Consider the following 22800-nt stretch of genomic DNA (forward strand, 5'->3'; position numbering starts at 1 on the left):
GACCTTAACGGTCAGCCCGGCGAACGACTGGAGTGAGTCCATGACGCGGCGAAGTCTAAAATTATGGCATGTTGGGACAGGCAGCAACCTTGCCTGTGCTGTGCTTTTTACAAGTTGGCTATCGTGTTCCTAATTCGGATCTGCGACATACACGACAAGAAGTCTTCTAGAATATCGGATACCACTTGGACATTGGCATTGATGCCTCGGCATAGGGGGCGAGGTTTCAGCGCCGCCATTTCAGCGGCGCCGGCAGTACTCGAAATTACACAGGCTGCACGGTCGGACGGAACAGGATCTCGTTCACGTCGACGTTTTCCGGTTGGGACACGGCAAAAGACACCATGTCAGCCATCGTGCTGGCGGGCACGGCGATCTCCTTGACGAAGTCGCGCACGTTGTCGCCAAGTTCAGGCTCGGTGATATGCTGTGTAAGCTCTGTATCCACTGCGCCCGGCGAGATCACGGTGACGCGCACGTTGTAATCCTTGACCTCCTGCCGCAACCCTTCGGAAAGCGAGCGCACGGCGTGCTTCGTGGCGCAATAGACCGCGCCGGACGCCACGGTGATATGGCCATAGACCGAGGACACGTTGATGACCTGGCCAGATTTCTGCTCTTTGAAGATCGGCAGCACGGCGGCAATGCCGTAAAGTGTGCCCTTCATGTTCACGTCGATCATCTGGTCCCACTCGTCGATCCGCAGGCTTTCGAGGGGCGAGAGCGGCATGAGACCCGCGTTGTTGAAGATGACGTCGACGCGGCCGAAAGTGTCCTTGGCCTTGGTGACGAGCGCCCGCACGTCGTCGAGCTTGGTCACGTCGGTTTCCATCGCGACGGCCTCGCCGCCCGCGTCGGTGATGTCTTTGACGATGCTGTCGAGCCGGTCCTTGCGGCGCGCGCCAAGGGCAAGTTTCGCGCCTTTGGCGGCCAGGTCGCGGGCCGTGACCTCGCCCATGCCCGAGGAGGCGCCGGTGATGACGATGACTTTGCCTGTGATGTTGTCGGTCATGATGTGTCCTTTTCGTTTTGGATGCAGGTTTGGGGCGGACAGGCTGTGAAAGCCCTGCCAGATGTGGGTGGGTTGAGGTTCAGGGGGGCCTAGTCCGCCAGCTCGATGCGGACAGGGAAATCTCCGTCGCGGACAAGCACGTCGATCGGCCCGTCAAAGGCGCCAAGCCGCACAAGGCCACGCGAGCGCTGGAATGGCTTGTAGAAGATCGCCAGATTGCCCCAAGGCGCATAAAGCGTGATGTCACCGGCCTTGGGCTCATAGCTGTCCGGAACACCGCTGGTGTCCAGCTTGCGCGGCAGATCGGCGACTTTCTCAATCCCGTGGTAATCGCTCAGCGTCAGGTCGAGAGGCAGAAGCGCCGCAAAATCCTGTGTCACCGGCGTCGTGTCGAGCGTGGCTGTCAGGGTCTTTTCCCCGACGATCACTCTGATTTCGGTCATGGCGGCCTCCTTTCCTTGGTCGGTTGCCTCTGCGGCGGGGGCAAGGCTGATCGTCAGGGCCGCGATGGCCAGCCGGGCAATGTTCGTGGTTGATCCGATCATGGTCGTCCCCTTGGTTTTGAGGGGGATATACGCCGATGGCGGCGCGGGATAATCCCCGCTGAATCTCTACCTCTCATGAAGGCGCCTCATGAATGGGTGACATTGTTCGCCGAGTGATGAGGGCAATCATTCATGAACCCTCCTCATGTCCGCTTGCCGAATGCCGCCCATGATACGGGCCATCACGCGCTTTAGGTAGCCGTTCATGTCGGGACGGTCGCGGTGACCGACCCATAAACGCAGCCAAAAGGAGATTTTTCGACATGACACGAATTCTGGGACCCACACTTGCTCTGGGGCTGGCCGCGCCCGGCGCCTTCGCGCAATCCATGGAAATCACTCGCGCGAGCGATCAAGAGGGCTTTATCGGCGATACCGATCTCTTCACCGGCACCGCCTATATCGAGCCGGTTTTCCCCGCCAACGAGCCCTTTGCCGTGAACGCGGGCAAAGTGACCTTCTTGCCCGGCGCACGGTCGGCCTGGCACACGCATCCGGCGGGCCAGATGCTCATCGTGACCGAGGGCACCGGCTGGGTACAGGAACGCGGTCAGGAGCGCCACGTCATGCAGGCCGGCGACGTGGTCTGGTGTCCGCCGGAAGTCGAGCATTGGCATGGCGCGACGGACAGCACGGCTGTCACGCATATCGCGGTGCAGCAGTTCGCCGACGGTGAGAACGTCGTCTGGGGCGAGCATGTGACCGACGCCGAATACGGGGCCGAGTAGCGACTCTTGCCGCTCCGCCCATTCATTCGGCGGGGCGGCATAATTCTTCGACACATGAAAATTCGACATATATTCTGAGGGGCAACCGACGTGATCATCGATCCGCAGATCCAAGGCGCCCTCATGCTTCGAGAGAATATCCAGGACCTTATCGCGCTGGCCGCCGTGGCCGAAGAGCGCAGCTTTACCCGGGCCGCAGCACGGCTCAACGTGTCGCAATCTGCGCTCAGCCATACGATCAAGGGGCTGGAGCAGCGCCTTGGTCTGCGGCTTCTGACGCGCACGACGCGCTCTGTCGCGCCGACGCTGGAGGGTGAGGACCTGCTCGCCACTCTGAACCCTTGTCTGGAAAAGATCGAGGCGCGTCTTCATGCGCTAAACGACTCTCAGGGCGCGCCGTCTGGGACGGTGCGTATCGTAGGGGTGGAGTATGCCATCGAGTCCCTGCTTTGGCCCAAGCTGTCTCCGGTGTTGAAGGAATACCCAGACGTGAAGGTCGAGTTCGTGATGGACTATGGCTATACCGATCTGGCCGAAAGCCAGTGCGATGCGGGCGTGCGATATGGCGACCAAGTGAGCGATGGCATGATCGCGATGCGCATCGGCCCGGAGGAACGGATGGTGTGCGTCGGCGCGCCGGGGTATTTCCATGTGGCGGGCACGCCCGACGTGCCGCAAGACCTGACCGGACACCAGTGCATAAACCTGCGTCTCACCAATCATGGTGCGCTTTACGCGTGGGAGTTCGAAGACGAGGACGGCACCGAAATCCGGGTCAAGGTGCAGGGGCAGGCGATTTTCAACACGATCAACCCGGTGCTGCGGGCGGCGAAGGACGGGCATGGGCTGGCCCTTGTACCCGAGCGGCTGGCGCAGGCCCATCTGGACAGCGGGGCACTGCGCCTGTGTCTGGAGGGTTATTGCCCTTATTTCCCCGGGTTCCACCTCTATTACCCCAGCCGCCAGCGGCCCTCTTCGGCGTTTGGTGTCGTGCTGGATGCACTCCGCGAAAAGGGCTGAGCGATTGATGAGAAGGGATCATGAATGGTTTGAGCATCCCGGCCATTAAGGCCTAGGTCAATCGCACCATATGAGGGCGGAGATCACAGCGAACCAAGGAGATCCCCCGATGAAGACCTTCCTGACAGTTTCCGCGCTCGGCCTCATGACCAGCGCCGCCGTGGCCCAGGACGCCACGCAGACCCTGCCCGATGCCGTGGGCAAGGTCGCCCCGGCGCTTGAGGCTTATTCTAACAATTCGCTTTTCAGCGAAGTCTGGACGGACGAGGCAATGTCGCACCGCGACCGCGCGCTTGTCACATTTGCCGCGCTGATGACACGGCAAGACACGGGCGCCTTGTCCGATCACGTGGCGCTGGCGCTGGACGCGGGCGTCACCGCGGCCGAGATTTCCGAGACGATCACGCATCTGGCCTTTTACACCGGCTGGGGCGATGCGACCGCTGCCGCAACGGCTGCCGCGCCGGTTTTCGAGGCGCGCGGCATCACCGCCGAGGACCTTCCGGCAGTGGACCCCGAGTTGCTGGGCTATGACGAGGAAGCTGAGGCGAGCCGCCAGGAGTTCGTGCAAGGCACCTATGGCAGCGTGAGCCAAGGTGTCGTTGACGATACCGAGCAGCTGCTGTTCCTCGACCTCTGGCGCCGTCCTGCGCTGGAGCCGCGCGACCGCAGCCTTGTGACCGTTGCCGCGCTGATCGCAGCGGGTCAGGCGGAACAGATGACGTTTCACCTCAACCGCGCCATGGATAACGGCCTGACCCAGGACGAGGCGGGCGCGATGCTGTCGCATCTGGCCTACTACTCCGGCTGGCCCAAGGTCTTTTCCGCCATGCCGGTGGCCAAGGACGTGTTCGAGAACCGGTCCGAGTAAGGCCCGTCAGCGGAGAAAAGACCCATGAAAATCGGTATCCTCGGCTCTGGCCTGATGGGATCGCAACTGGGCCGTGTCTGGGCCGCGTGCGGGCATGACGTGATTTTTTCCTATGCCCGAAACACGTCCAAACTGAATATGCTGGCGCGCCAATACGGCGCGCTGGCCGGGCGGGTGGACGAGGCGGTGCGCTATGCCGATGTCCTCCTGCTTGCCGTGCACTGGTCGCGCATCCCGGACGTCCTGGAGCAGGCGGGGGCGTTGGAGGGAAAGGTCGTGCTGAACTGCTGCGTGCCGTTGAACGAGGCGAATTCCGAATTGGTTCTTGGCACGACGACCTCGGGCGCGGAGGAACTGGCGCGCCTGCGGCCCGCTGCGCGGTGGGTGTCGTGTTTCAACACGGTGCCGTCCGAGGCCTTCAGGCCGGTTCTTTCCGGCAAAGGGCAAAGTCCGGCACCTCAGGTCCTGACCTATGGTGACGATGCCTCGGCCAAGAAGATCGCCCAAAAGCTGATCCGCGACGCGGGATTTGAGCCGCTTGAGGCGGGCTCTTTGCGAACTGCGAGGTTCGCTGAGCCTTTTGCCATGGTGACGGCGGAACTGGCTTACGCCCAAGCGGGCGGCCCGGCGTTGACCTATCGCTTCACCAAGCTCTGAGATCGACGGCACGGGCTTTGGCCGGAACGCATGGACATCCAGCCCGGATGACATTCGCTACGATCCATTGAGAACTACACCGTCCCGGACCTGCGAATGTTCGACACCGCCTTCGGCGAAATGATACCGTCCGATCTGCGCTTCTACCCGCAGGACCTGGCCGCAGAGATCGACACGCTGAACGCCGTGATCTACGACAAGCTGAACAACGGCGTCTACAAATCCGGCTTCGCCAGTTCGCGGACTACCCACGCCTGTCGGCTCTTCTGCAGCGGATGCTGGATATCCCAGGCGTGCGCGAGACCGTGAACATGGACCATATCACGCGCGGCTACTATTATATCAAGGCACTGAACCCGACGCGCATCCGGCCCGTGGGCCCCGCGCATGTGGTCAAGACGCTTGGGCTTTGAGGTTGGAATTAACTCGCCGACTGTGACCTAGATCAGCCGTTGCGGCATGTCTGAAAATGTTTCGCGTTTCACACCCTGCCTACTCGGCTATCATGGTTCCCCTATCAGACGAACGTCCGGCAATATCAATGCTCCAACCGACACACTGGATTGAAGATTTCGCCAAAGCGGACGTTGAACATTGATGCAGCGAAGGTCCGCTCCCCGCCCAATTCTTTAAGTGTCTACGCTGTTCTAAAACTTCCACATAGGTCTGCGTGAAAGAGTTTACATGAGACAAGATTGCGGCGCTGGAACGAGCTGACCCCCGGTCATCTGCACGAAACCCATACTTCTATTTCCCAACAATCAAGCGTTTCGCGAGCCTAGGTCTTATTGGGGTTCGGCCACTCACCGAACCCCATCAGCCCCAAGGCTCTCTGGTCAGACCACAAGATCGTCAGGCTGCGTGTCGAGCCCGAGTATCAGCGGATCGTGATCGGAAGAAGCAAAGACATCGTCACTATAGAAGCCCGGATCATTGAATCGGCTGCTGTAGTTCAACAGGTCGGGTTCTTGCGCGTTGATATGCCACTCGGTCACGCCGGTGACCATGCTTACGACATCGTTTGATGCCAGAGCCTGGTCAAGCGTTCCCTGCTGTCCGTCGAAAACGAAGCTGAAGGCATTTTGCTGGCCGATGAAACTGTCGATCAGATCGGTGTAATCGGCGTCGTCTGCGATCGTCTGAACCGGGTCCTCCTCGGCATAGGCGTTGAAGTCCCCAAGCATCAGGTAGCTCTCCGTGCCGGTTCCGGCGTAGTCATTCTCCAGCCAGTTCGCCAGTTCACCCGCCGCATCGGTCCGCACCGCGTTCCAGAAGCCCTGACCATCGCCCTGGTCATAGTTCGGGTCGGCGCGCAGCGCGTCGATGTCGGCCTGCGTGATGCCGGTACCACCACCGTCCAGATAGGTTTGCGCAGCTACCACCAGGTCGACAAGCCCGCTGTCGCCCTTGGATTTGAAATGGCTGGACGACACGGTGAACGTCTCGCCCGTGACAACATCCTCGAACTCCGCCGCGACGCTGGGACGGTTGCGCTGAAAATCATCCAACTGTTCTCCGGACGCGACTACGGCGTTCAGCACATCAGCCAATCCGAAGGTAGTCGCGGCCGACGGCTCGTCGAACACGATGAAATCGGAACTGACGAGGTTCACCGCCGTGGTGTTATAAATCAGCCCTGTGGTTATCGCGTCGGTGCCGATGGGTCCGGCATCCGTTGTCGGATCAACGAAGGCGTAGACCGACGAAGAGCCGCGCAGCGCCGCCTCGGCATTCAGCGCATCGACAAGGGTGGCAATCGCCGAGCCAGGACCGAACCCGTTATTCTCGATCTCCTGAATGGCAAAGACTTCTGCCCCCGTTCCAAAGAACGCCTCGACCAGCTTGGCCGTCTGCCGGTCAAGATCAGATGCGGACGTTGCACCACGCGCCTGCCCCGCCGGGTTGGTCGCGGTGCCGTCACTGAAAGAAGTAAAGTAATTCAGCACGTTGAAAGACGCCACTTGGATATTGCCTCCGACATCCTCTGGCGTATCCGGGCGGGCATCTTCGTTGGTCGCCGGGTCAATCACCAACTGGCCGTCGACCAGCATCCGGTATTCGCCGAAACCGAACCGCATCACCCCGGTGATATCATCTTGTTCCGGATCCCCGGTTACACCCGTTATCTCGGACCCCAACCGCAGAGTGGCGCCCTCTGCGGTGAAAGTGTCGGCCGCATTCAGGATACCATTGCCATCGTCACCCGCGGTCAGGTTCGGCACGTACTCGAAGGCGCCCGGGTTCTGCCCCGACACCCCGTCGTCGATGATCAGCCGGTTGTTGAGATTGCCCTCGATCACCGCGGCCACCTCCGTGGCCTCGGTCTGAGCGTCGAACAGTTGGGTCGCCTGGGTCTGGGTGCCGGCGCTGACAGTGATCTCACCGAAGCGGTCGAAGTTGAAATTCTCGATCACGGTAATTTCTTCACCGGCTATGCCGCTCGACAGGCGAAAGCGCATCCCCTCGATCGCCTCGAAATTCGATGCAGTGTCGGAAAGCATGATTTCGGCCATGGTCGGCATCGCGTTGCCGGACGAAACCACGCTGATGTCGGTCACGTCGCCGATCTGGGTTTCGTCGAAGAACTCCGTCACGGTGCCCGTGACCGAGACCTGGTCACCCAGGCTCGGCAGGCTCGCGCCCTCACCGGTGAAGATGAAAATGCCTTCCGAAGTGGCGGCATCACCATCGCTGTCGGTGTCTTCTTCCTGCAGGAAGAACCCATCGTCCACCAGATACGTCACGATCGCCGTCACGGTGACCACTTCGCCAAAGCGGGCGGCAACCGGGCCGGCCCCCTGCACCTCCGAGATCAGCGCGGGCGTGGCCGGGCCTGTGGCGTTGCTCTCGCCCGGGGTGTCCTGCGAGGTCTCGCCGAACGCCAGCTGCGTGAACGCGCCGCTGCCATCGGGGTCGCGCGCCCCGCCCGCCGGTGTGAAGGTTCCGTCGGGGCCAAAGATATCGTTGCTATAGCTTACATCAGGCGCGCCGCCACCATTGGTCAGGGACAAAGAGGTAATCACGTTGCCCACGCCCATGTCGAAGGTTCCGTCATTGTCCGTGTCCAGGTCGTCGCCGGCACTGCCGGTAAACCCGTGGACCAGCAAGAAAGTCTGAGGCGAGCCGAAGAAATCAAGCCCTGCCACGCCGACATCACCAGCCTCCAGCGCCGGGTTGCTGTCTTCCGCTATCAGAAGAAATCCGTTCTCGTCGGCAACCGCGCCGTCGAGCGAGATGGCATAGTCCACCTGCCCTGGTTCGAATTCGCCCGAGACGGCAAGTAGCGTCAGACCGTCAAAGCCCTGGCCAGGTGTGCCAAGAAGCTCGACAAAGTTCGAGGTATCGTCGCTCGATCCCCCGCTTGAGATGCGGAATTCGTTGATCACAATCCCCTGCGGCGGAGTGATGCCGTCATTGGCGGCCCCGCGTGTTTCGGCCTCGGGTACGCGCCATGTCCCATCTTCATTGCGCTGCAGCGAAAACCCCTCGGGCGTGTTGCCGGATTCCGACGCGCCGATATCGGTTGAGGCCAGGCCCGCCGCCGGACCGCCAAGGGCGGTAAATTCGCCCTCGTAGCTGAGGAATTCGACCACCGAGCCGTCATTCACCAGCGCGATCGCATCCGGGCTGCCATTCTGAAGACCGGGAGTGTCAACGACGTAATAGTCAAAGGTGCCGTCGCTGGACGCCGGCGTCGTGGGCAAGCTGTAGGTTTCATACAGGCTGCCGTTGCTGCCATTGTAAAGCGCAAGCGTCGTGTTGACCACATTGGTCCCTGCTGCGACACGGATTTCGACGAACTCACCCGCGTCCGCACCGTCATTGTCGTAATGGAACTCGTTGATCCGTCCGGCAAAAGGCTCCGGCGCCCCGCCGTTTTCGGCACCCGGGGTGCCCAGATCGCCGTCTCCGAATGCCTGCGTTGCGGTTACCCAGTTGCTGCCGATGTTGTTGTCTGTGGAAAGGTCGGTCAGTTCCATCGATGCGCCGTTCGGATCGGGGAAATCCGGCCCACCGTCATATTCAACGCGGTCCACTTCGCGGCCCTGAGTGTCGGTCAGGACAATTTCGTCGGCCCCGTTCGCGAGGGCCACGCCGCTGTATTGATAGTCGACCGTTACCCCCCCGTTGCTGAGCGTATCGGCGTTGCGTCCCAGAACAAGGTATTGGCCAGGCTGGATCAGCAGCGGGCCACCATTTTCAATGACATGCGCGTCGGAGTCATTGTCGGTAATCGTGAATCCATTCAGATCGACAGCCTGCTCGCCCGAATTGTAGACCTCGAAATACTCACCGTCCGCATCCGAAACCGCTGCCGGATTCTGCATGATCTCCGAAATCACTATTTGCGCGAGCGGGACGAAATCGTTGTTCAATCCGCGCGTGTCCTGATCGGCCACCATCCAGCCGTCACCATCCTCGGCACGTTCAAGCGATGCACCGATGGGTGTGCCACTGCCTTCGGTCACGCCGATATCGGTCGAGGTGACGCCCGCCGCGGTGCCTTCGGTTGCGGTCAGCGTTCCTTCGTAGCTGATCAACTCGATCAGCTCGCCGTTGTTCGACAGGGCGATCCCGTCCGCCGGTCCGTTTTGAATACCGTTGGTCGGCAATTCGACAAGGTAATAATCGAACCCGCCTTGCGTGCTGTCCGGCGACGCCTCCAGTGTCTCGGTGTCATAAACGGTGCCGCTGTCGCGGTAGAACTCGATCAGCAGACCCGAAACATCCTGACCTGCGCCCACCCGGATCTCGACAAACTCACCGGCATCCGTGCCGGCATTGTCATAGTGAAACTCGTTGATACGCGCGTCGACTTCCGCGACATCGGCGACGGTCACGGCAATGTCGCCCGTCTCGGTCACATCGCCATCGCTGACACCGACCTGTACCTCATAGACATTGTCGCCACCGGCATCGGCAGGGGCCTCGAAATCCGGCGCGGATACAAAGCTGAGCTCGCCCGTTTGCGCATCGATCTGGAAGAACGCTGCATCGGCGCCGCCGGTGATCGAATATTCCAGCGTGTCACCATCCACGTCGCTGCCCACAATCTGGGCCGGAACGGCGGTCGTGTTCTCGTCGATGGTGACCTCCGCAAGTGCCGAAAGGATCGGTCGATCATTCGCACCTTCAACGGTCACGGTAACTACGGCTTCGCTCAAACCACCGCGTCCATCATCGACCGTGTAGGTAAAGGTATCCGTAGCCGTCTCGCCGTCGTCCAGCCCGTCGAAAACCGTGCCGGGCTCATAGACCACCTGGTTGCCCACAAGGCTAACCGACGCGCCGGACGCGGATGTGGCCGAGACCGCCGTGATCATGATGGCGTCACCATCAAAATCGCGATCGTTAACCAAAAGATCGGCCACGGCGATCTCGGTCGCACCATCTTCGGCCGCGTTCACACTGTCATCGCCGGCGATGACCGCATTATTCCGGCCGTTCACAAAGATCGTCAGGTCATCGGCCGCAAAATGAAGCGCCTCAACACTTTTCAGCCGATCCGTGCCAGCGTCGCCGACTGCCGCAGACGAGGTGTTGGAAACCGTCACGTTGCGCCCCAACCATCCACCACGCACTATGATGTCGTAATCGTCCAGCCCACCCTCGTAGACCGCAGTGTCAAAACCGAGACCGCCAACGATCAGGTCATTGCCCGCGCCGCCTTCCAGGATGTCATCGCCCCAGCCGCCAAAGATAGTGTCGTTACCGTCCCCCGCGGAAATCTCGTCGTCCCCGCCGAACCCAAAGATATAGTCGGAATAGACCGAGCCGGTCAGGATGTTGGATTTGGAATTGCCGAACTCAAAATTGCGCCACCAAGCGGTCATGCCGAATCTCCCAGGTAAATCCAGATTTGGTTGACGCGAACGTTGCAGGGCGACGTATCAGTATTGTGTCGACCGGCTCGCATATATCCTGCGCTCGAACTCAGGCGTTGGACAAACCACAGTCTTTGACGCACATGCGAGATGCCTTTGCATCACTCCGCTATTCAGGCTTGATAAACTTTCTCGGATACAAATCGACCCGCTCGTTGCTAACAGCTTTCACCGTCTGGTCACGTTCGATTTTCCCGTGCTTCCACAACCGTTTCCGGCGTACTCTTTTTGTTGGACGCGATGGGAAAAGCCTGCTTCTTCACGCCGCGCCGCACGGTTAAGAAAAACCGACCGCTACAATGAAATAGCCGCGATATTCTCCAACCTCGATCAGGAAAAGCCGACACCGATCGAACTTAATACCTCTTTAGAAAAATTCCCAACGACGTCGCCTTCCCGCCTTAAGACTTGCCAAATCCTGGTCAAATTCAGTAATTTTACAATATCGTTACATGGGGGTGTCGCTATGGCTGTGAATACGTTCATTGCTGAAACTGACGAGAATGGTCGTATCAGCTGCGTCTGGATCATTCCTCCGGACAAGAAAAGCCCAAGGGTCTTCGATCCCCAAAAGCACATCTTCGATCACAAAATCAAAGCTAATTTCTGCGGCGCGCGACCGTCCGATATCCAATCCTGGCTTACCGCATGCTCAAAGTCTGATGAATTGTCCTCCCGCATAGGGTCTGCGCCGAACTGATCGCAGTTGATCCTGCCCGACCATTGTTCCTCGGACGGTCAGTCCGTCGATTAAACAGCAGCGCGCGTTCTAGCGATAGACCGGGTTGCTCCATGCGCGCCTGCCCGCGGCATCGACCACGGTCACCCGCATCCAGGCCGAACTGTCGAACCGGCCCAACGGAACGGAGGCGCGCGTCATTGATGCCCCATGCTGCGCCACCGCCGCCGAGCCCTGCCCCTGAACGATGACTGAAGCCGACGCGCTGCATTCAACCGTAACCACGTCATCTTCCCAGTGAAGGCCACGAATTTCCGGTCCGGTACTCGAATAGAACGCGCCGTCCTTCAATGCCGCCAGAAGCGCATCAGGATCGTTTTCTTCGGCCTTGACCATCACCCAGCCACCAAAATGGTCCGGTTCTGTGAAATGGGCGTCGTCCGTGGCGCAAAGCGTCATTTGCCGCCCCTCGGTCAGCAATTGGTCAAGCGTGTAAAAGCCATGCGGCCGGTCGCAGCCCACGGCACAACCATGGTTGTAAACCTCGACTGCGTGCGCCGCGGACAAGCTGCGGGCATCTTCGGTGGTCAGGCCCGACCATTCCGGATGCGCCACCGCAACGAAAGCCCCCGCCATGCGTGCTCGCTGCGCTAGGTCGGGACCACTTTCCTGGTCCTCGACCGGGAAAAAGCCCGGCGCGTTCGGCGGCTCGAAATCAGTGGGCAGGCCAACGGCTAGAATATGCCAAAGCTCATCATTCTCCATTGCGCCCGAATGCAGCTCGGCCCCAAGGATCGTAGTGAAATCACGCGTTCTGAACGGTGTCGTGTCCGCAATCGGATAGCCATACTGCCCGATGAAGTGATCGGTGAGCGAGATAAAATCATATCCTTCGTCACGATAGCGGCGGCAGACCTCCTCGGGTTCCAGACACCCATCAGACAGGTTCGAATGTGTATGAAGATTGCCGCGCCAAAAGCGGCCCGGTCGGTCGAAAGCCATACTGCTCATCAGGTCCCCCAGGCAGTGTCACAGACTTGTCGCGAAAGAATGTGAAACCGGTGTGACGACGGGTCCGAAAGGGTGCGACATGGCTGATCTTTCGCGCCTTCCGGCGCTCTTGCAGGCAGAAGACTGGGCCGCGGCCGAGCGCGTTTTGCGGCGCGCCGCCAACGCGAAATCCGCCCCGGCCGAGGTCTTTTACAACCTTGCCAAGGTTCTGGAAGAGTCGGGCAAGAGTGGCCAGCGTGTCCAGTGGCTTAGGCGCGCGGTGCTGCGGCGGTCAGATTACGCCAAGGCCTGGTTCGAACTGGGCCGGGCCGAGCTTGAAGCGCTTGATCTCAGGGCTGCGCACCGGGCGTTCGACAAGGCGCACAAGCTGGATCCCGGCGATAGCGACGCTCGCCGCATGTTCGCGCGGCTCTGCCTGCGACTTGGACAGTGGGACAAGGCAGAAACGGCATTTGGCAATGCGGAAGACGCCGAGGCCCGATTGGCGCGATATCGCATTGCAGCCGAAACCGGGCGCAGCACAAGAGCCGATCGCCATGCGTTACTGCTGGATCAGTCCTTGCGGCCACAGGCGCTCAAGGCGCTGACCCGCACCGCCAAAGGTGCGATCCCGCTTAACCTGTGTCAGTTCCGGATGTAGCCTTCATCGGCGGCGAGCGACGCCTCCTCGAAAAAGAGCTTGCACGCCGCGCGCTGCCGGACGCTGTCATAACCCACCCTCTGCGCCCGTGCGCATTTGAACAGGAACGGGGACGGCAACGAGAATTGCGCGGTACAGGCTGTTTCCTCGATGCCTGACGGATAGCCCTGCATCATCCATCCCATGCATTGCGCGCGCCGGTCCTCCAGCGTCTGCGCTGCGGCGGGGCTTGCGACGGCGATAAGCGCCGACATTACGATAACTGCTCTCATGACCTACTCATTTGTCATGAAAGTGTTACACTTCCACCTTGATCCGTAAATCCCTAACGTCGATATCGTTTGCGATACAGACCGGGTTCGCGCGCCAGACCGTCCTGCATGGCGCGATTATCGGCAATTTCGCTCTCGGTCATGGTTATGACCTCCAGCGTGCTGTCCTTGCGCACTGGCACCACCTGCGCCACTGGCGCGCCACGCGGGATGATGCCGTCGAAACCGGGATCGAGCAGCGCTGGGAAGTGAACATAGCCATCGGTGTAAAGGTCGCTATCCACAACGCCTGACAAAGTCTGGAACGGCAGGTCCAGATATCCCGCCGGGTGATGAAACAGAAGCGACCAGCCCGGCTCAGTCGAAAGCGTCCAGTAGTTGATGAATTTCAGAATCAGCCGGTCCGTGGCAAGCGGCGTGCCGTCGGCCTGTTCCGGAACATGCACGCCCACCGGCGCGCGGCTGATCAGGGCATCGTCCAGGATCGGCGGGTCCCACTCCCAATGCAGTTCCCCATCCTTCACCAATAGGTCGACGGGGTTCAGGATCAAAACGCCAAGCCGCATTGCGTCGATGAACGGCGGGCAATGTTTCAGCGTCCGGATGCTCTCGTTGCCCAAGCTTTCGGCCGCAACCTCGGACGGCATACTCGACAGCCAGTCGGGCAGCATCCGCCCCGCCAGAACAGGCCGCGGTAGCAACGGCTCCAGCGCCGGGTGACAGCGTGCGGTGATTTTCATAGACCGAAGTTTACCGACTTTCGTGCCGGGTCAGAAGAGCGTGAGTCACCGCGGCCGTGACAGTCAGAAAAATGATCACCGTACCCACCGCGTTGATTACCGGCGGGTGGCCGTTCGGGTTGCGGCCCATCGCCCCAATTTCGGTGGCGAAATTGCAGGCCCCGCCTTTGGCGAACATCGTCGTGTTGTAATTTTCCATCGAGCTCAGGAACGCGATCACCGCTGCCGAGGCCAGCGCCGGCAACAGAAACGGCAGTGTGATCCGGCGGAACACATGGAACGGCGACGCGCCAAGATCCAGCGCCGCCTCCTCCAGTTCAACGGGCTGGCGTTGCAGACGCGCCATCAGGATCAGCAGCGGGTAGGCGGCAATAAATGTCACTTGTGCCATCATGATCGTGAAAAGACCCGCGCCAACACCAAGCCTGCCCCAAAAGACCAGCGCCGACAGCCCCAGAATAACACCAGGCGCCAGCATCGGTGACAGCAGTACCCACCAGAGCACTCCGTTCATCCGGCTGCGCCAGCGTGTCAGCAACACTGCACCTGCCAGTCCCAGCAACAAAGCCAGCGGCACGACGACCGCCGAGATGATCAGCGAATTGCCAAAGCACGCCATGAATCTGTCCCGGTCCAGCGCGCGCAGCACCGGGTCGGCGCGGATCTCCTCCTCAGGCATCCAGAAAAAAGCGTACCACTTGCCCGTCAGCCCGCCCCACTCCGTGACCGAAGGCGGCGAGGTGTCGTTGACGCTCGAGACGATCATCATCAGAAGCGGCGCGAACATGAAGGCCAGGAAGGCCCAGGTGTAAACGGTCAATACCGCGTTCGCTGTTATCCATGCGTGGCCTTTTGCGGCATTGGGGCGAACGATCATGCCGGTGGTCGCTTCGGTCATTGCACCCTCGCGAAGTCTTTCAGGCGCGTGCGCATCGTCCACATGAACAGCGCCACCAATAGAAAGCAGACTAGCGTGTAGGCAAAGGAATAGGCCGCACCGACATTGGAATTCTCCGACTCGAAGAACTTATTATAGATGGTCTGGCTGAACCATTCTGCCTGCAGGCCCCGGCTAATGATGCGTGGAACAGAAAACGCTCCGGCGGCCAGCATGAATGTCGCGATACAGCCCACCGCGATACCCGGCTTGGCGTGTGGCATTATCACTCGCCAATGCAATCGCGCCGTCGATGCGCCAAGGTCGCGCGCCGCTTCGATCTGGTTGCGGTCGAGCGTGGACATCACGTTGAAGATCGGGAAGACCATGAAAAGGACATAGGTATACACGATCACCACAAAGACGGTCAGCGCCGACCGTTTGAACTGGATCGGCTCGGAAATCGCGCCCGCCCACATCAGCGCCTGGTTCAGCAACCCTTCATTGTCGATGATCGCGGTCCAGGCATAGATACGCATCAACTCGACGATGGCATATGGTATGACCAGCCCAAGAAACAGCCACATTGCCCGTTCCGGCGGGGTTGCTAAAGCAACTTTGTAGGCAATCGGATAGCACACCACCAGCGCCAGTGTAGTGGCCAGTATCGCAAAGATCAGCGTGCGGGTGAGCGTCACCATGCCGATCCGCTCGTAAACCTGCCCGTCCCGCTCGAACCGTAGGCCCAATACGCCTAGAAGAACGTTTGATAGCGCGGCATCCTCTTCGGCCTTGGTCTCCGGCGCCAGCGGGATAAGCACCGGCTGGGTCAGGGCCGCAAAATTGCCAAACCCAAAGCGCGACGCGTTGGCTTCCATCACCAAAAGGTCCTGGTACAGCGCACCGGCGACGCGCGTGATCTCTTCAGCCGTCGCGATCTGGTCTTCGATGGGCGGACTGTCCGTCACTTCCAGCAGGGGCAGGTCATAAAGCTCGTTCAGCCAGGCCTTTTCACCGGCGTCGCGCACCATCTTCTTGCGGGTCGTGGCGCGGTCACATTGCAGGATGTAAGGCCGGGTAGCCGCCTCGCTCGCGCTTGCATCCATGTCGGATGCGGACGGAACCGCCATGCCGGATGCCGATGGCACGGACATTCCCGAAGCGGACGGAACCGCCATGCCCGAGGCCGATGGCACGGCCATACCGCCATTCGCCCCCACCGTCTCGGAAGGCGCCTGGTGTTGCTGCAAAACGTTGATGCAGGTAAAAGCGTCTCGTTCAAGCTGCGCGGCGATCGAACTGTCCAGTTGCCGCTTGGGCTTGGTCAAGGCCCGCTCCAGCATCGCCAGCTGCGGCAGCACGATCAGCACCAAAGCCCAAATCGCCACGGCTCCGAAGAAGACCGCGACCAAGCCTTTGCCGTAGCCTCGCAGAAGCTCTCTCATTCCGCCGCCAACTCTTCCCGCCCGGTCTTCGCCAAGGGCCCCTCAGGCAGCACCAACGCCTGTTCAGCGCTGAACCCGACATCGACGTCACTGGTGTCGAACCCGACCATGCCCGTATTGGGCATAGACATCGCCAGCTCAGCGCCCGTCTGGCTGCGCAGGAAAAGATTTACAAACGCACCCTCCAGGTCACGACGCTCCAGCCGTGCATTTAAGCGGTTGCGTCCGTCGGCCACCCGCATCACCTCGGGGCGCACGAACAAAATCGCTGCGTCGCCCTCGTTCAACTCCGCGGTGTTGCGGCCCAAAAAACGCCCATGCGCCGTCTCGATCCAAGCCATCTGCCCCTCTCGCGCGCTGACACGCCCAGGAAACTGGTTGGTTTCCCCTACGAACGACGCCGCAAAGGCGGTGCTCGGACGGGCATAGATTTCGTCGCCGGTACCGACCTGCTCGATCCGACCGGCATTCATCACCGCAATGCGGTCCGACATGGTCAATGCCTCGCCCTGATCGTGGGTGATGTAAATGAAAGTCACTCCGGTTTTCTGCTGGATCGACCGCAGCTCGGCGCGCATATGCTGACGCAGCTTTAGGTCCAGGGCCGACAACGGTTCGTCCAGCAGCAATACCGCCGGATCGACCGCCAAGGCGCGCGCAATGGCCACGCGCTGTCGCTGACCACCGGACAACTCGCCAGGCTTCTTGTCGGCCTGATCGCCGAGTGCCACAAGGTTCAACAACTCTGTCGCCCGCGCCTGCCGTTCCCGTTTCGACACGCCGCGCGCTTCCAGCCCGAAGGCCACGTTCTCCCACACAGGCATCATCGGGAAAAGTGCCAGGTTCTGAAAAATCAACGCCGTGGGCCGCGCGTTGGGCGCAAGCCCGCGCTGATCCTGGCCACCGATACGCACCGCGCCACCCGACGGCTCGACGAAACCCGAAACGGCCCGCAGGATCGTTGTCTTGCCACAGCCCGACGGCCCCAGGATCGAGAAGAACTCACCTGCCCTGACGGTCAGGTCGGTTTCGTGAACTGCCGTGAAACCGTTGGGATATGTGATCTCCACCTTTTCCAGCAATACATCCTTACCGCGCATACGATGTCCTCCATGAAACGCCGCGGCAAAGAGAGTCGACGCGGCGCAACATTTTCATAATTCCGTTCCCAGCTACGAAGGACGCTAAGCCGGCGGCGCACTGGTGCCGCGCGCCGCCACGTGATTCTCAAACGGTCAGAACGAGAAGTGATCCTCGGTCAGATCAAAGCTGCGGCCTGCCAGTGTGATCTCGATTTCGTCACCCATGTCGCCGTATTCCACAACGAACTGGCGCGGATTCAGCTCCGTCAGCGTCAGGTCACCAAAGGTAAGGCCGGTAGAGGTCATGTCGATCATGTCACGGTTACCGAAATCAATAATCTCATCCGTACCATCACCCAGGTCGAAGACGAAAACATCCCGGCCAAAGCCGCCTCCAAGAAGGTCGTCGCCTTCGCCGCCGTCAATCGTATCGTGGCCGCGTCCACCGAAGACCGTGTCATTACCTGTGTCACCACTCAGGTCATCACGACCCCGACCGCCAAGGATCAGGTCATCACCGCTGCCGCCGGAAATGTCGTCGCGGCCACGCCCGCCATCGACGGTATCGTTTCCGGCGCCGCCATTCACGTTGTCGCGGCCTGCGCCTGCGTCGATATCGTCGTCGCCGCCGTTCCCCTCAATCGTGTCACGGCCCGATGCGCCATCGATTTCGTCATCCGCAATCGTGCCGTCGATGTTGTCGGCCCGGCGGGTGCCTTTGAACTCGGCGCCGAATTCAAGGTCATAGACCGCTGTCGTGCCAGATACCTCGTAAGAGACCGCGATCTGCGCTAGACCGGTCGCACTCTCCTCCGCCGGGATAAAGTCGATGACCTCGGGGCTGACATTGCCGAATTCAGTGCTCTCGATGTAATCCACGAACTCGGCATTCGCCGGGTCGGAGATATCGTAGATCATGATGCCGCTGTCACGTTCCAGCCCGACAAAAGCCAGTGTGCGTCCGCCAACCTCGCCGATCTCAATCGCCTCGGGCTCGGGGCCCTTGTTGTCCGAGCGGTTCTCGTCGATCACGTCAGGATCATCGGAGGGGAAATCATCGTTGTTGAACGCATTGGGTACACGGTTTTCCGCGATGATCTGCTCGAAATCATCGCCCGAGTCGAAGACCACGTTGCCGGCCAGATCGAAGATCGTAAAAGACCGCGAGCCGTAGGCGTGCAGGACGTCGATATCGCCGTCGCCATCGGTGTCCCCGTCAATGACCGAGACCGTCAAACGGTCTAGCCCAGTTCCTTCAAGGCCGTTCAGGTACGTGACCAGGTCCTCGTCAAGCGTGATGTCGATGACAGTGTCGCCGTCACGGAACTGCACGAAATTGCCCGACTCCATTCCGTCCAGAATGTCACCCACGCGTGCGGCATCGCCACGGTCGTTGCCGTCGTACTCGCCATCGTCATAGACGAAGGCGTCGCCGCGGTCGTCGCCTTCGTTCGCCGTCAGAAAATAGGTCTCACCGTCGATTTCGGTGGCCGCAACCGCGTCCGGCATCCGCAGTCCGACAAGGTTGTCGTAGGTCTGGATATTGATCGCATCATCCCGGTCCGAGGCATCGAGTGGGCTGACCGAATGGTCGATTGTCCCAAGGGGCACGATCCCGTCAAAGCTCATGCTGTCCAGGTCGAAGATCGCCACGGCGTTGGCTTCCTGAAGCGTCACGATCAGCTTGCCGTCGGACTCTGCGATGTATTCGGGTTCGAATTCCGTCGACGGCAGGCTGCCAGGGAAAATCCGCACGCCGGCATCGCGCAGCGCGTCGACCTGGTCATCGAATTCCTCGAACCCAAAGGTTTGAGTCACGCCCGTCGTCACGTCGATGACCGAAATCGATCCGGCCGGATCGCCGAACTCGGTCGGCTCACCCTCGTTGGCCACGAAGATTTTCGTGCCGTCCTTCGAGAAGGTCACCATGTCCGGCAGGTTTCCGGCCTCGAAGGTCTGCTGCAAGTTGCCATCGAGATCGAATAGCGCCACTGTGCCGTTCGCGTTCCCGATCGGGTCAACCGGATCCTGCACGCCGATCTCGACACCGGGGGCGGCGAGGAACAAAAGCTGACCACCTTCCTTCAGGTTGTCGTCGGTCAGTTCCGAGGCCGGGAAGGGCACGTCGAACCGATCCTGGTCGTCAAGCGCGTGGGCCTGAACATCTGCCAGGAAAAGTGTCCCCGGCGCTTCGCCGAAGAGGGTCGAAACATCCAGGATACCCGAGCTTTCCCAGTCACCGATGTCCTGCTGACCAGTGAAGAATACGTTTTCATCCACGGCGCCGGGCGAGACGTTATCCTGGTTGATCTCTGCAATCCGAGTCACCTCGCCGGTCAACGGATCGAGGCGCACCACGCCCGCGTCCGCCGGGTTGGCAGCGCCGTCGCCAAACAGGCCGCTCGCCGCGCGGTCTTCCTGTATATAGATCATGCCGTCATCGGCCCAATCCAGGTTGTCCGGGCTACGCAGGGTCTGGTTTGGGTCGGCGTCGCCGTCATAGAGAATTTCCAGCGCCGCGGTCGGTGCGTTGATATCGGTGAAGTCCGTCCTCACGCTGTAAATCGTTCCGACCGTGTCCGCCCCGTTGAAGTCGGGCGCGTCGCGTCCGGTCGATGCAAGCACCAGTTCGCTGCCGTCATTGGGGTTGGTGGCGACGTCCTCTGGGCGCGAAAACTCGAATGCACCCTGTGCTTCGGCTTGTTGCCAAAGGTTGCTTTGCGTCGGATAGCCGAACTCGTCATAGCCGTTCGCGCCGTTCTCGTCAGCGAGGGCGAGGTTCTGCGAGTTGTCCACCTCGACCCATGCGCCGGTCTGAGGGATGTTGTTTGCCCCGCCGTTCAGGTCTTCGGGGCTGGTAATGTTGGGATTGTACGGCACCCAGACATATAGCTTGCCGCCGTCCAGGCCGTTCCGAGCCAGGAAATCGGCATCCGGATCAGTGCTCTTTTCACCTACATACATGAAAAGCGGAGCGGCTTCATCGACCCCGTCGCCATCCGCATCGAAGGGCGCCGTGTCGTCTGCCAGAACAAAAGCCACGTGGGTCTCGGTTCCGGTATCAACTTCGGTGACATTCTCCCAAGCGCCGCGGCCAAATCCGGGCAACGCATAGATCGTGCCCGTGGCGACATCGAGCGCCCATTCCGCACCGCCGACGCCCGAGAAATCACCGCCCGTTTCTTCGCCGGTGAAATAAATCGTATCGACAAGACCCTTCCCATCGCCGAACTGCTCAGCCTCGACCAGCACGCTGGAGCAAAAGCGCTCAAACCCCGGTTTGTTTTCGAAGGTGAAAGAGGTGTCGGTCGCGATGTCGCCGTTGGCATCAACGATCTGTTGAATGGCCTGGCCGCCGTCCACGATCGAACGGGTTGCGATGTCGATGTCGAAGTAGCTGATACGCGCGCCCGTCAGGGTGATGCCATTCACTTCGTATTCGTAGCCGTCGCCCGAACCAAGCTCATGGTTGACGTAGATCCGCACGGTCTGGTCATCCAGTTTCATCGCGCCGATGCCGTCCATTATGCCCGGCGGGGTGTAGCCATTGTCCAGAACGCCGCCCACAGTGAAAAGCGGCTCCGTGGTCCAGCCCTCCTCGCCTTCCAGCATCGGCGGCGAGGTAACTTCGCCAGGCTCGCTTTCGATGGCGACGGCAATACCATGCTCCGACACACTGACCGAATTAACGCCATCATAGCCCGGGATTACGGTCAGATCGATCGACTGCAGCAGAACGCCGGTTTCGGCGTCAACGACGTCGATCCGATCCTCTTCGCCATTGGTGATGTAAAGCTTGCCGTCAAAATGCGAAACGACTTCCGACCCACCTTCACCGACGCCGCTGTCATAGGATGTGGCTTGCTCTACTCCCAGGTCATCATTCGGGGTGATCGTGACTGCGGGCTTTTCCTTGGTCAAAAATTCTGCGGGAAACGTGAACGGTTTCATTGGCTTATCCTTTTTCGGATTGGCTAAATTGTAAGATTCTGATTTTGCTGAATGGCCCCTCCCCGCAAAACGGAGAGGGGCGCCTGAATTTTGCGCCTATTTGGCGTTACGCGTTGGTAATAATTTCCACGAACTCGTTGCGGACCGGCGCAAAGAACGGCGTGTCCGCCTGCCACCACCACATGTTGCCCAGAACGTCGGCGGTGTAGACCTCGTTGAACTGCGCCTTGAACTCGTCCGAGGCGTAGTCAGCGGCGCCCTGAACAGCCGAGTTGTATCCGGTATTGTTGGCGAACATGCCACCGGTTTCTGGCTTCAGCATGAAATTCATGAAGGCCACCGCCTGGTCTTTGTTCTCGGCGCCCTTCAGGATGCCGAAACTGTCGAGCCAAGTTATGATGCCCTCTTTGGGCGCGCGGTACAGGAAATCGCCGTTCTCACGGTTCAGCAGCAAGCCGGTCGTGTCCCAGGTCTGGCCGATGATGCTGCCCGCATCCTTGAACGCGGCGGTCGCTTCGGTTGCATTGTTCCAGAACGCGCCGAAATTTTCTTTCCGCTCCAACATCCACTTGGTGATATCGCCCCAGACGCGGCGCGCGTCGTCTTCGGATTTGTAGACGTCCAACATCCGGTTCGACGGGACTTCGCCCGTGGCGTCAAGATAAAGACCCGTTCCCATAATAACCGATTTCTGGCGGAACGCTGCTTTGCCCTTCGCGGCATCGACCCACAAGTCGCCATAGGACACCTGCCCGTCGATCGGCATCTCGGAAGAGTTATATGTCACACCTTCGGTGCCCCAGTCGAACGGCAGGAGGATCTGCTCGCCCTTGTGCACGCCGCCCAGCGAAGCGCTGTCACGCATGAAAGACGGGATCACGTTGTCGGTGTTGACGTCCGCGGGAACCGCCATTAAGAAGCTGTCACCATTGTCGTCGACATAGCCTGCCGCGTTGGTGATCGACGGAAAGACAACGTCGAAACCCTTGCCGCCCGACGCGCGCACTGTCGATTCCGCTTCGTCGTTCGAACCGTACGTTGTCAGGTCCAGCGTAATCCCGGTTTCGGCCTCAAAGGCCTCTGCGATATTGGGCTGAATATAGTCCTGCCAAGCAAAAACCTTGACGGTGCCGGACGAGGCCAGCGCGTCAGACGCTTTGAGGATTGCAGGTGCGGCAACGGCCGCCGCAGTCATTTGCAGCGCGGAACGACGCGAAACTTTCATAGGATATCCCCCTTGGATTCTTGATTGACGCTCGGAATAGAGCGCCCCGCGGATTTAATCGCGCTTCGAATCCACTGCGTGACGTTACCTTAAAAGATTTGTGACAGCGCCCTTGGCTCAGGTGCGCTTAACCATTGTTATTGCGTTCAGAGGGACTGCG

The 22800-nt window shown here is 60.2% G+C and carries 18 protein-coding genes; 7 read left to right on the plus strand and 11 right to left on the minus strand.

The annotated features are described in order from the left end of the window. Positions 1 to 265 precede the first annotated feature (265 nt). Positions 266 to 1012, minus strand: coding sequence for an SDR family oxidoreductase (locus tag FIU89_RS16780; RefSeq protein ID WP_152493648.1), 747 nt, complete (start codon positions 1010 to 1012; stop codon positions 266 to 268). 89 nt (positions 1013 to 1101) lie between these two features. Continuing rightward, positions 1102 to 1557: a cyclophilin-like fold protein gene (locus tag FIU89_RS16785; RefSeq protein WP_254701714.1), complete on the minus strand. Its 456-nt coding sequence runs from the start codon at positions 1555 to 1557 to the stop codon at positions 1102 to 1104. A 263-nt stretch (positions 1558 to 1820) separates the two neighbouring features. Here FIU89_RS16785 and FIU89_RS16790 point away from each other — a divergent pair, with 263 nt between their 5' ends. The 5 genes from FIU89_RS16790 (at position 1821) to FIU89_RS16810 (ending at position 5142) form a co-directional block, all read left to right on the plus strand. Next, on the plus strand, positions 1821 to 2285 hold the full coding sequence (locus FIU89_RS16790; RefSeq protein WP_152493649.1) for a cupin domain-containing protein: 465 nt from the start codon (positions 1821 to 1823) through the stop codon (positions 2283 to 2285). Positions 2286 to 2375: 90 nt separating this feature from the next. Next, on the plus strand, positions 2376 to 3305 hold the full coding sequence (locus tag FIU89_RS16795; protein ID WP_254701715.1) for a LysR family transcriptional regulator: 930 nt from the start codon (positions 2376 to 2378) through the stop codon (positions 3303 to 3305). A gap of 109 nt (positions 3306 to 3414) precedes the next feature. Continuing rightward, positions 3415 to 4176 carry a carboxymuconolactone decarboxylase family protein gene (locus tag FIU89_RS16800; RefSeq protein ID WP_152493651.1) on the plus strand — a complete coding sequence of 254 codons (762 nt, stop codon included), beginning with the start codon at positions 3415 to 3417 and terminating at the stop codon, positions 4174 to 4176. 24 nt (positions 4177 to 4200) lie between these two features. After that, positions 4201 to 4833, plus strand: a complete 633-nt coding sequence (locus FIU89_RS16805; RefSeq protein ID WP_152493652.1) for an NADPH-dependent F420 reductase — start codon at positions 4201 to 4203, stop codon at positions 4831 to 4833. A gap of 96 nt (positions 4834 to 4929) precedes the next feature. Further along, the gene (locus FIU89_RS16810) at positions 4930 to 5142 is read left to right on the plus strand and encodes a hypothetical protein (RefSeq protein ID WP_254701716.1); all 213 of its coding nucleotides are present in this window, start codon (positions 4930 to 4932) and stop codon (positions 5140 to 5142) included. Positions 5143 to 5669: 527 nt separating this feature from the next. Here the strand turns inward: FIU89_RS16810 and FIU89_RS16815 are convergent. After that, positions 5670 to 10667 carry an ExeM/NucH family extracellular endonuclease gene (locus FIU89_RS16815; RefSeq protein WP_172978147.1) on the minus strand — a complete coding sequence of 1666 codons (4998 nt, stop codon included), beginning with the start codon at positions 10665 to 10667 and terminating at the stop codon, positions 5670 to 5672. 247 nt (positions 10668 to 10914) lie between these two features. Here FIU89_RS16815 and FIU89_RS16820 point away from each other — a divergent pair, with 247 nt between their 5' ends. Next, positions 10915 to 11418 carry a hypothetical protein gene (locus tag FIU89_RS16820; RefSeq protein WP_152493654.1) on the plus strand — a complete coding sequence of 168 codons (504 nt, stop codon included), beginning with the start codon at positions 10915 to 10917 and terminating at the stop codon, positions 11416 to 11418. Positions 11419 to 11487: 69 nt separating this feature from the next. On the opposite strand, the gene FIU89_RS16825 is transcribed toward FIU89_RS16820, so the two are convergent. Continuing rightward, entirely contained in the window at positions 11488 to 12408 is a 921-nt protein-coding gene (locus FIU89_RS16825; RefSeq protein WP_152493655.1) for a PHP domain-containing protein, read from the minus strand. 79 nt (positions 12409 to 12487) lie between these two features. Here FIU89_RS16825 and FIU89_RS16830 point away from each other — a divergent pair, with 79 nt between their 5' ends. Beyond that, the gene (locus FIU89_RS16830; RefSeq protein ID WP_152493656.1) at positions 12488 to 13048 is read left to right on the plus strand and encodes a tetratricopeptide repeat protein; all 561 of its coding nucleotides are present in this window, start codon (positions 12488 to 12490) and stop codon (positions 13046 to 13048) included. On the opposite strand, the gene FIU89_RS16835 is transcribed toward FIU89_RS16830, so the two are convergent. The 7 genes from FIU89_RS16835 to FIU89_RS16865 all read right to left on the minus strand — a co-directional run bounded on the left by FIU89_RS16835 (position 13033) and on the right by FIU89_RS16865 (position 22640). Next, on the minus strand, positions 13033 to 13302 hold the full coding sequence (locus FIU89_RS16835) for a hypothetical protein (protein ID WP_172978148.1): 270 nt from the start codon (positions 13300 to 13302) through the stop codon (positions 13033 to 13035). The genes FIU89_RS16830 and FIU89_RS16835 overlap by 16 nt on opposite strands. Before the next feature lie 71 nt (positions 13303 to 13373). Next, positions 13374 to 14060, minus strand: a complete 687-nt coding sequence (locus FIU89_RS16840; protein ID WP_152493658.1) for a hypothetical protein — start codon at positions 14058 to 14060, stop codon at positions 13374 to 13376. Between the two features lie 10 nt (positions 14061 to 14070). Next, positions 14071 to 14958 (minus strand): ABC transporter permease, encoded by an 888-nt coding sequence (locus FIU89_RS16845; RefSeq protein WP_152493659.1) that lies wholly within the window; start codon positions 14956 to 14958, stop codon positions 14071 to 14073. After that, the gene (locus FIU89_RS16850; RefSeq protein ID WP_152493660.1) at positions 14955 to 16382 is read right to left on the minus strand and encodes an ABC transporter permease; all 1428 of its coding nucleotides are present in this window, start codon (positions 16380 to 16382) and stop codon (positions 14955 to 14957) included. Before FIU89_RS16850 ends, FIU89_RS16845 begins: the two co-directional genes overlap by 4 nt. Continuing rightward, the gene (locus FIU89_RS22960) at positions 16379 to 17482 is read right to left on the minus strand and encodes an ABC transporter ATP-binding protein (protein ID WP_152493661.1); all 1104 of its coding nucleotides are present in this window, start codon (positions 17480 to 17482) and stop codon (positions 16379 to 16381) included. The genes FIU89_RS16850 and FIU89_RS22960 overlap by 4 nt, the downstream gene beginning before the upstream one ends. Before the next feature lie 135 nt (positions 17483 to 17617). Continuing rightward, positions 17618 to 21415, minus strand: coding sequence for a choice-of-anchor I family protein (locus tag FIU89_RS16860; protein WP_152493662.1), 3798 nt, complete (start codon positions 21413 to 21415; stop codon positions 17618 to 17620). Between the two features lie 106 nt (positions 21416 to 21521). Further along, on the minus strand, positions 21522 to 22640 hold the full coding sequence (locus FIU89_RS16865) for an extracellular solute-binding protein (protein ID WP_152493663.1): 1119 nt from the start codon (positions 22638 to 22640) through the stop codon (positions 21522 to 21524). Positions 22641 to 22800: the final 160 nt, after the last annotated feature.

Origin of the sequence: Roseovarius sp. THAF27 (genome assembly GCF_009363655.1) — a bacterium.
Classification (GTDB): Bacteria; Pseudomonadota; Alphaproteobacteria; order Rhodobacterales; family Rhodobacteraceae; genus Roseovarius.

Bases quoted from the DNA above. Each gene is read 5' to 3' on its own strand.
- FIU89_RS16780 (WP_152493648.1), bottom strand. From the start codon at position 1,012: ATGACCGACAACATCACAGGCAAAGTCATCGTCATCACCGGCGCCTCC.
- FIU89_RS16785 (WP_254701714.1), bottom strand. From the start codon at position 1,557: ATGATCGGATCAACCACGAACATTGCCCGGCTGGCCATCGCGGCCCTG.
- FIU89_RS16790 (WP_152493649.1), top strand. From the start codon at position 1,821: ATGACACGAATTCTGGGACCCACACTTGCTCTGGGGCTGGCCGCGCCC.
- FIU89_RS16800 (WP_152493651.1), top strand. From the start codon at position 3,415: ATGAAGACCTTCCTGACAGTTTCCGCGCTCGGCCTCATGACCAGCGCC.
- FIU89_RS16805 (WP_152493652.1), top strand. From the start codon at position 4,201: ATGAAAATCGGTATCCTCGGCTCTGGCCTGATGGGATCGCAACTGGGC.
- FIU89_RS16810 (WP_254701716.1), top strand. From the start codon at position 4,930: ATGTTCGACACCGCCTTCGGCGAAATGATACCGTCCGATCTGCGCTTC.
- FIU89_RS16815 (WP_172978147.1), bottom strand. From the start codon at position 10,667: ATGACCGCTTGGTGGCGCAATTTTGAGTTCGGCAATTCCAAATCCAAC.
- FIU89_RS16825 (WP_152493655.1), bottom strand. From the start codon at position 12,408: ATGAGCAGTATGGCTTTCGACCGACCGGGCCGCTTTTGGCGCGGCAAT.
- FIU89_RS16830 (WP_152493656.1), top strand. From the start codon at position 12,488: ATGGCTGATCTTTCGCGCCTTCCGGCGCTCTTGCAGGCAGAAGACTGG.
- FIU89_RS16835 (WP_172978148.1), bottom strand. From the start codon at position 13,302: ATGTCGGCGCTTATCGCCGTCGCAAGCCCCGCCGCAGCGCAGACGCTG.
- FIU89_RS16840 (WP_152493658.1), bottom strand. From the start codon at position 14,060: ATGAAAATCACCGCACGCTGTCACCCGGCGCTGGAGCCGTTGCTACCG.
- FIU89_RS16845 (WP_152493659.1), bottom strand. From the start codon at position 14,958: ATGACCGAAGCGACCACCGGCATGATCGTTCGCCCCAATGCCGCAAAA.
- FIU89_RS16850 (WP_152493660.1), bottom strand. From the start codon at position 16,382: ATGAGAGAGCTTCTGCGAGGCTACGGCAAAGGCTTGGTCGCGGTCTTC.
- FIU89_RS22960 (WP_152493661.1), bottom strand. From the start codon at position 17,482: ATGCGCGGTAAGGATGTATTGCTGGAAAAGGTGGAGATCACATATCCC.
- FIU89_RS16860 (WP_152493662.1), bottom strand. From the start codon at position 21,415: ATGAAACCGTTCACGTTTCCCGCAGAATTTTTGACCAAGGAAAAGCCC.
- FIU89_RS16865 (WP_152493663.1), bottom strand. From the start codon at position 22,640: ATGAAAGTTTCGCGTCGTTCCGCGCTGCAAATGACTGCGGCGGCCGTT.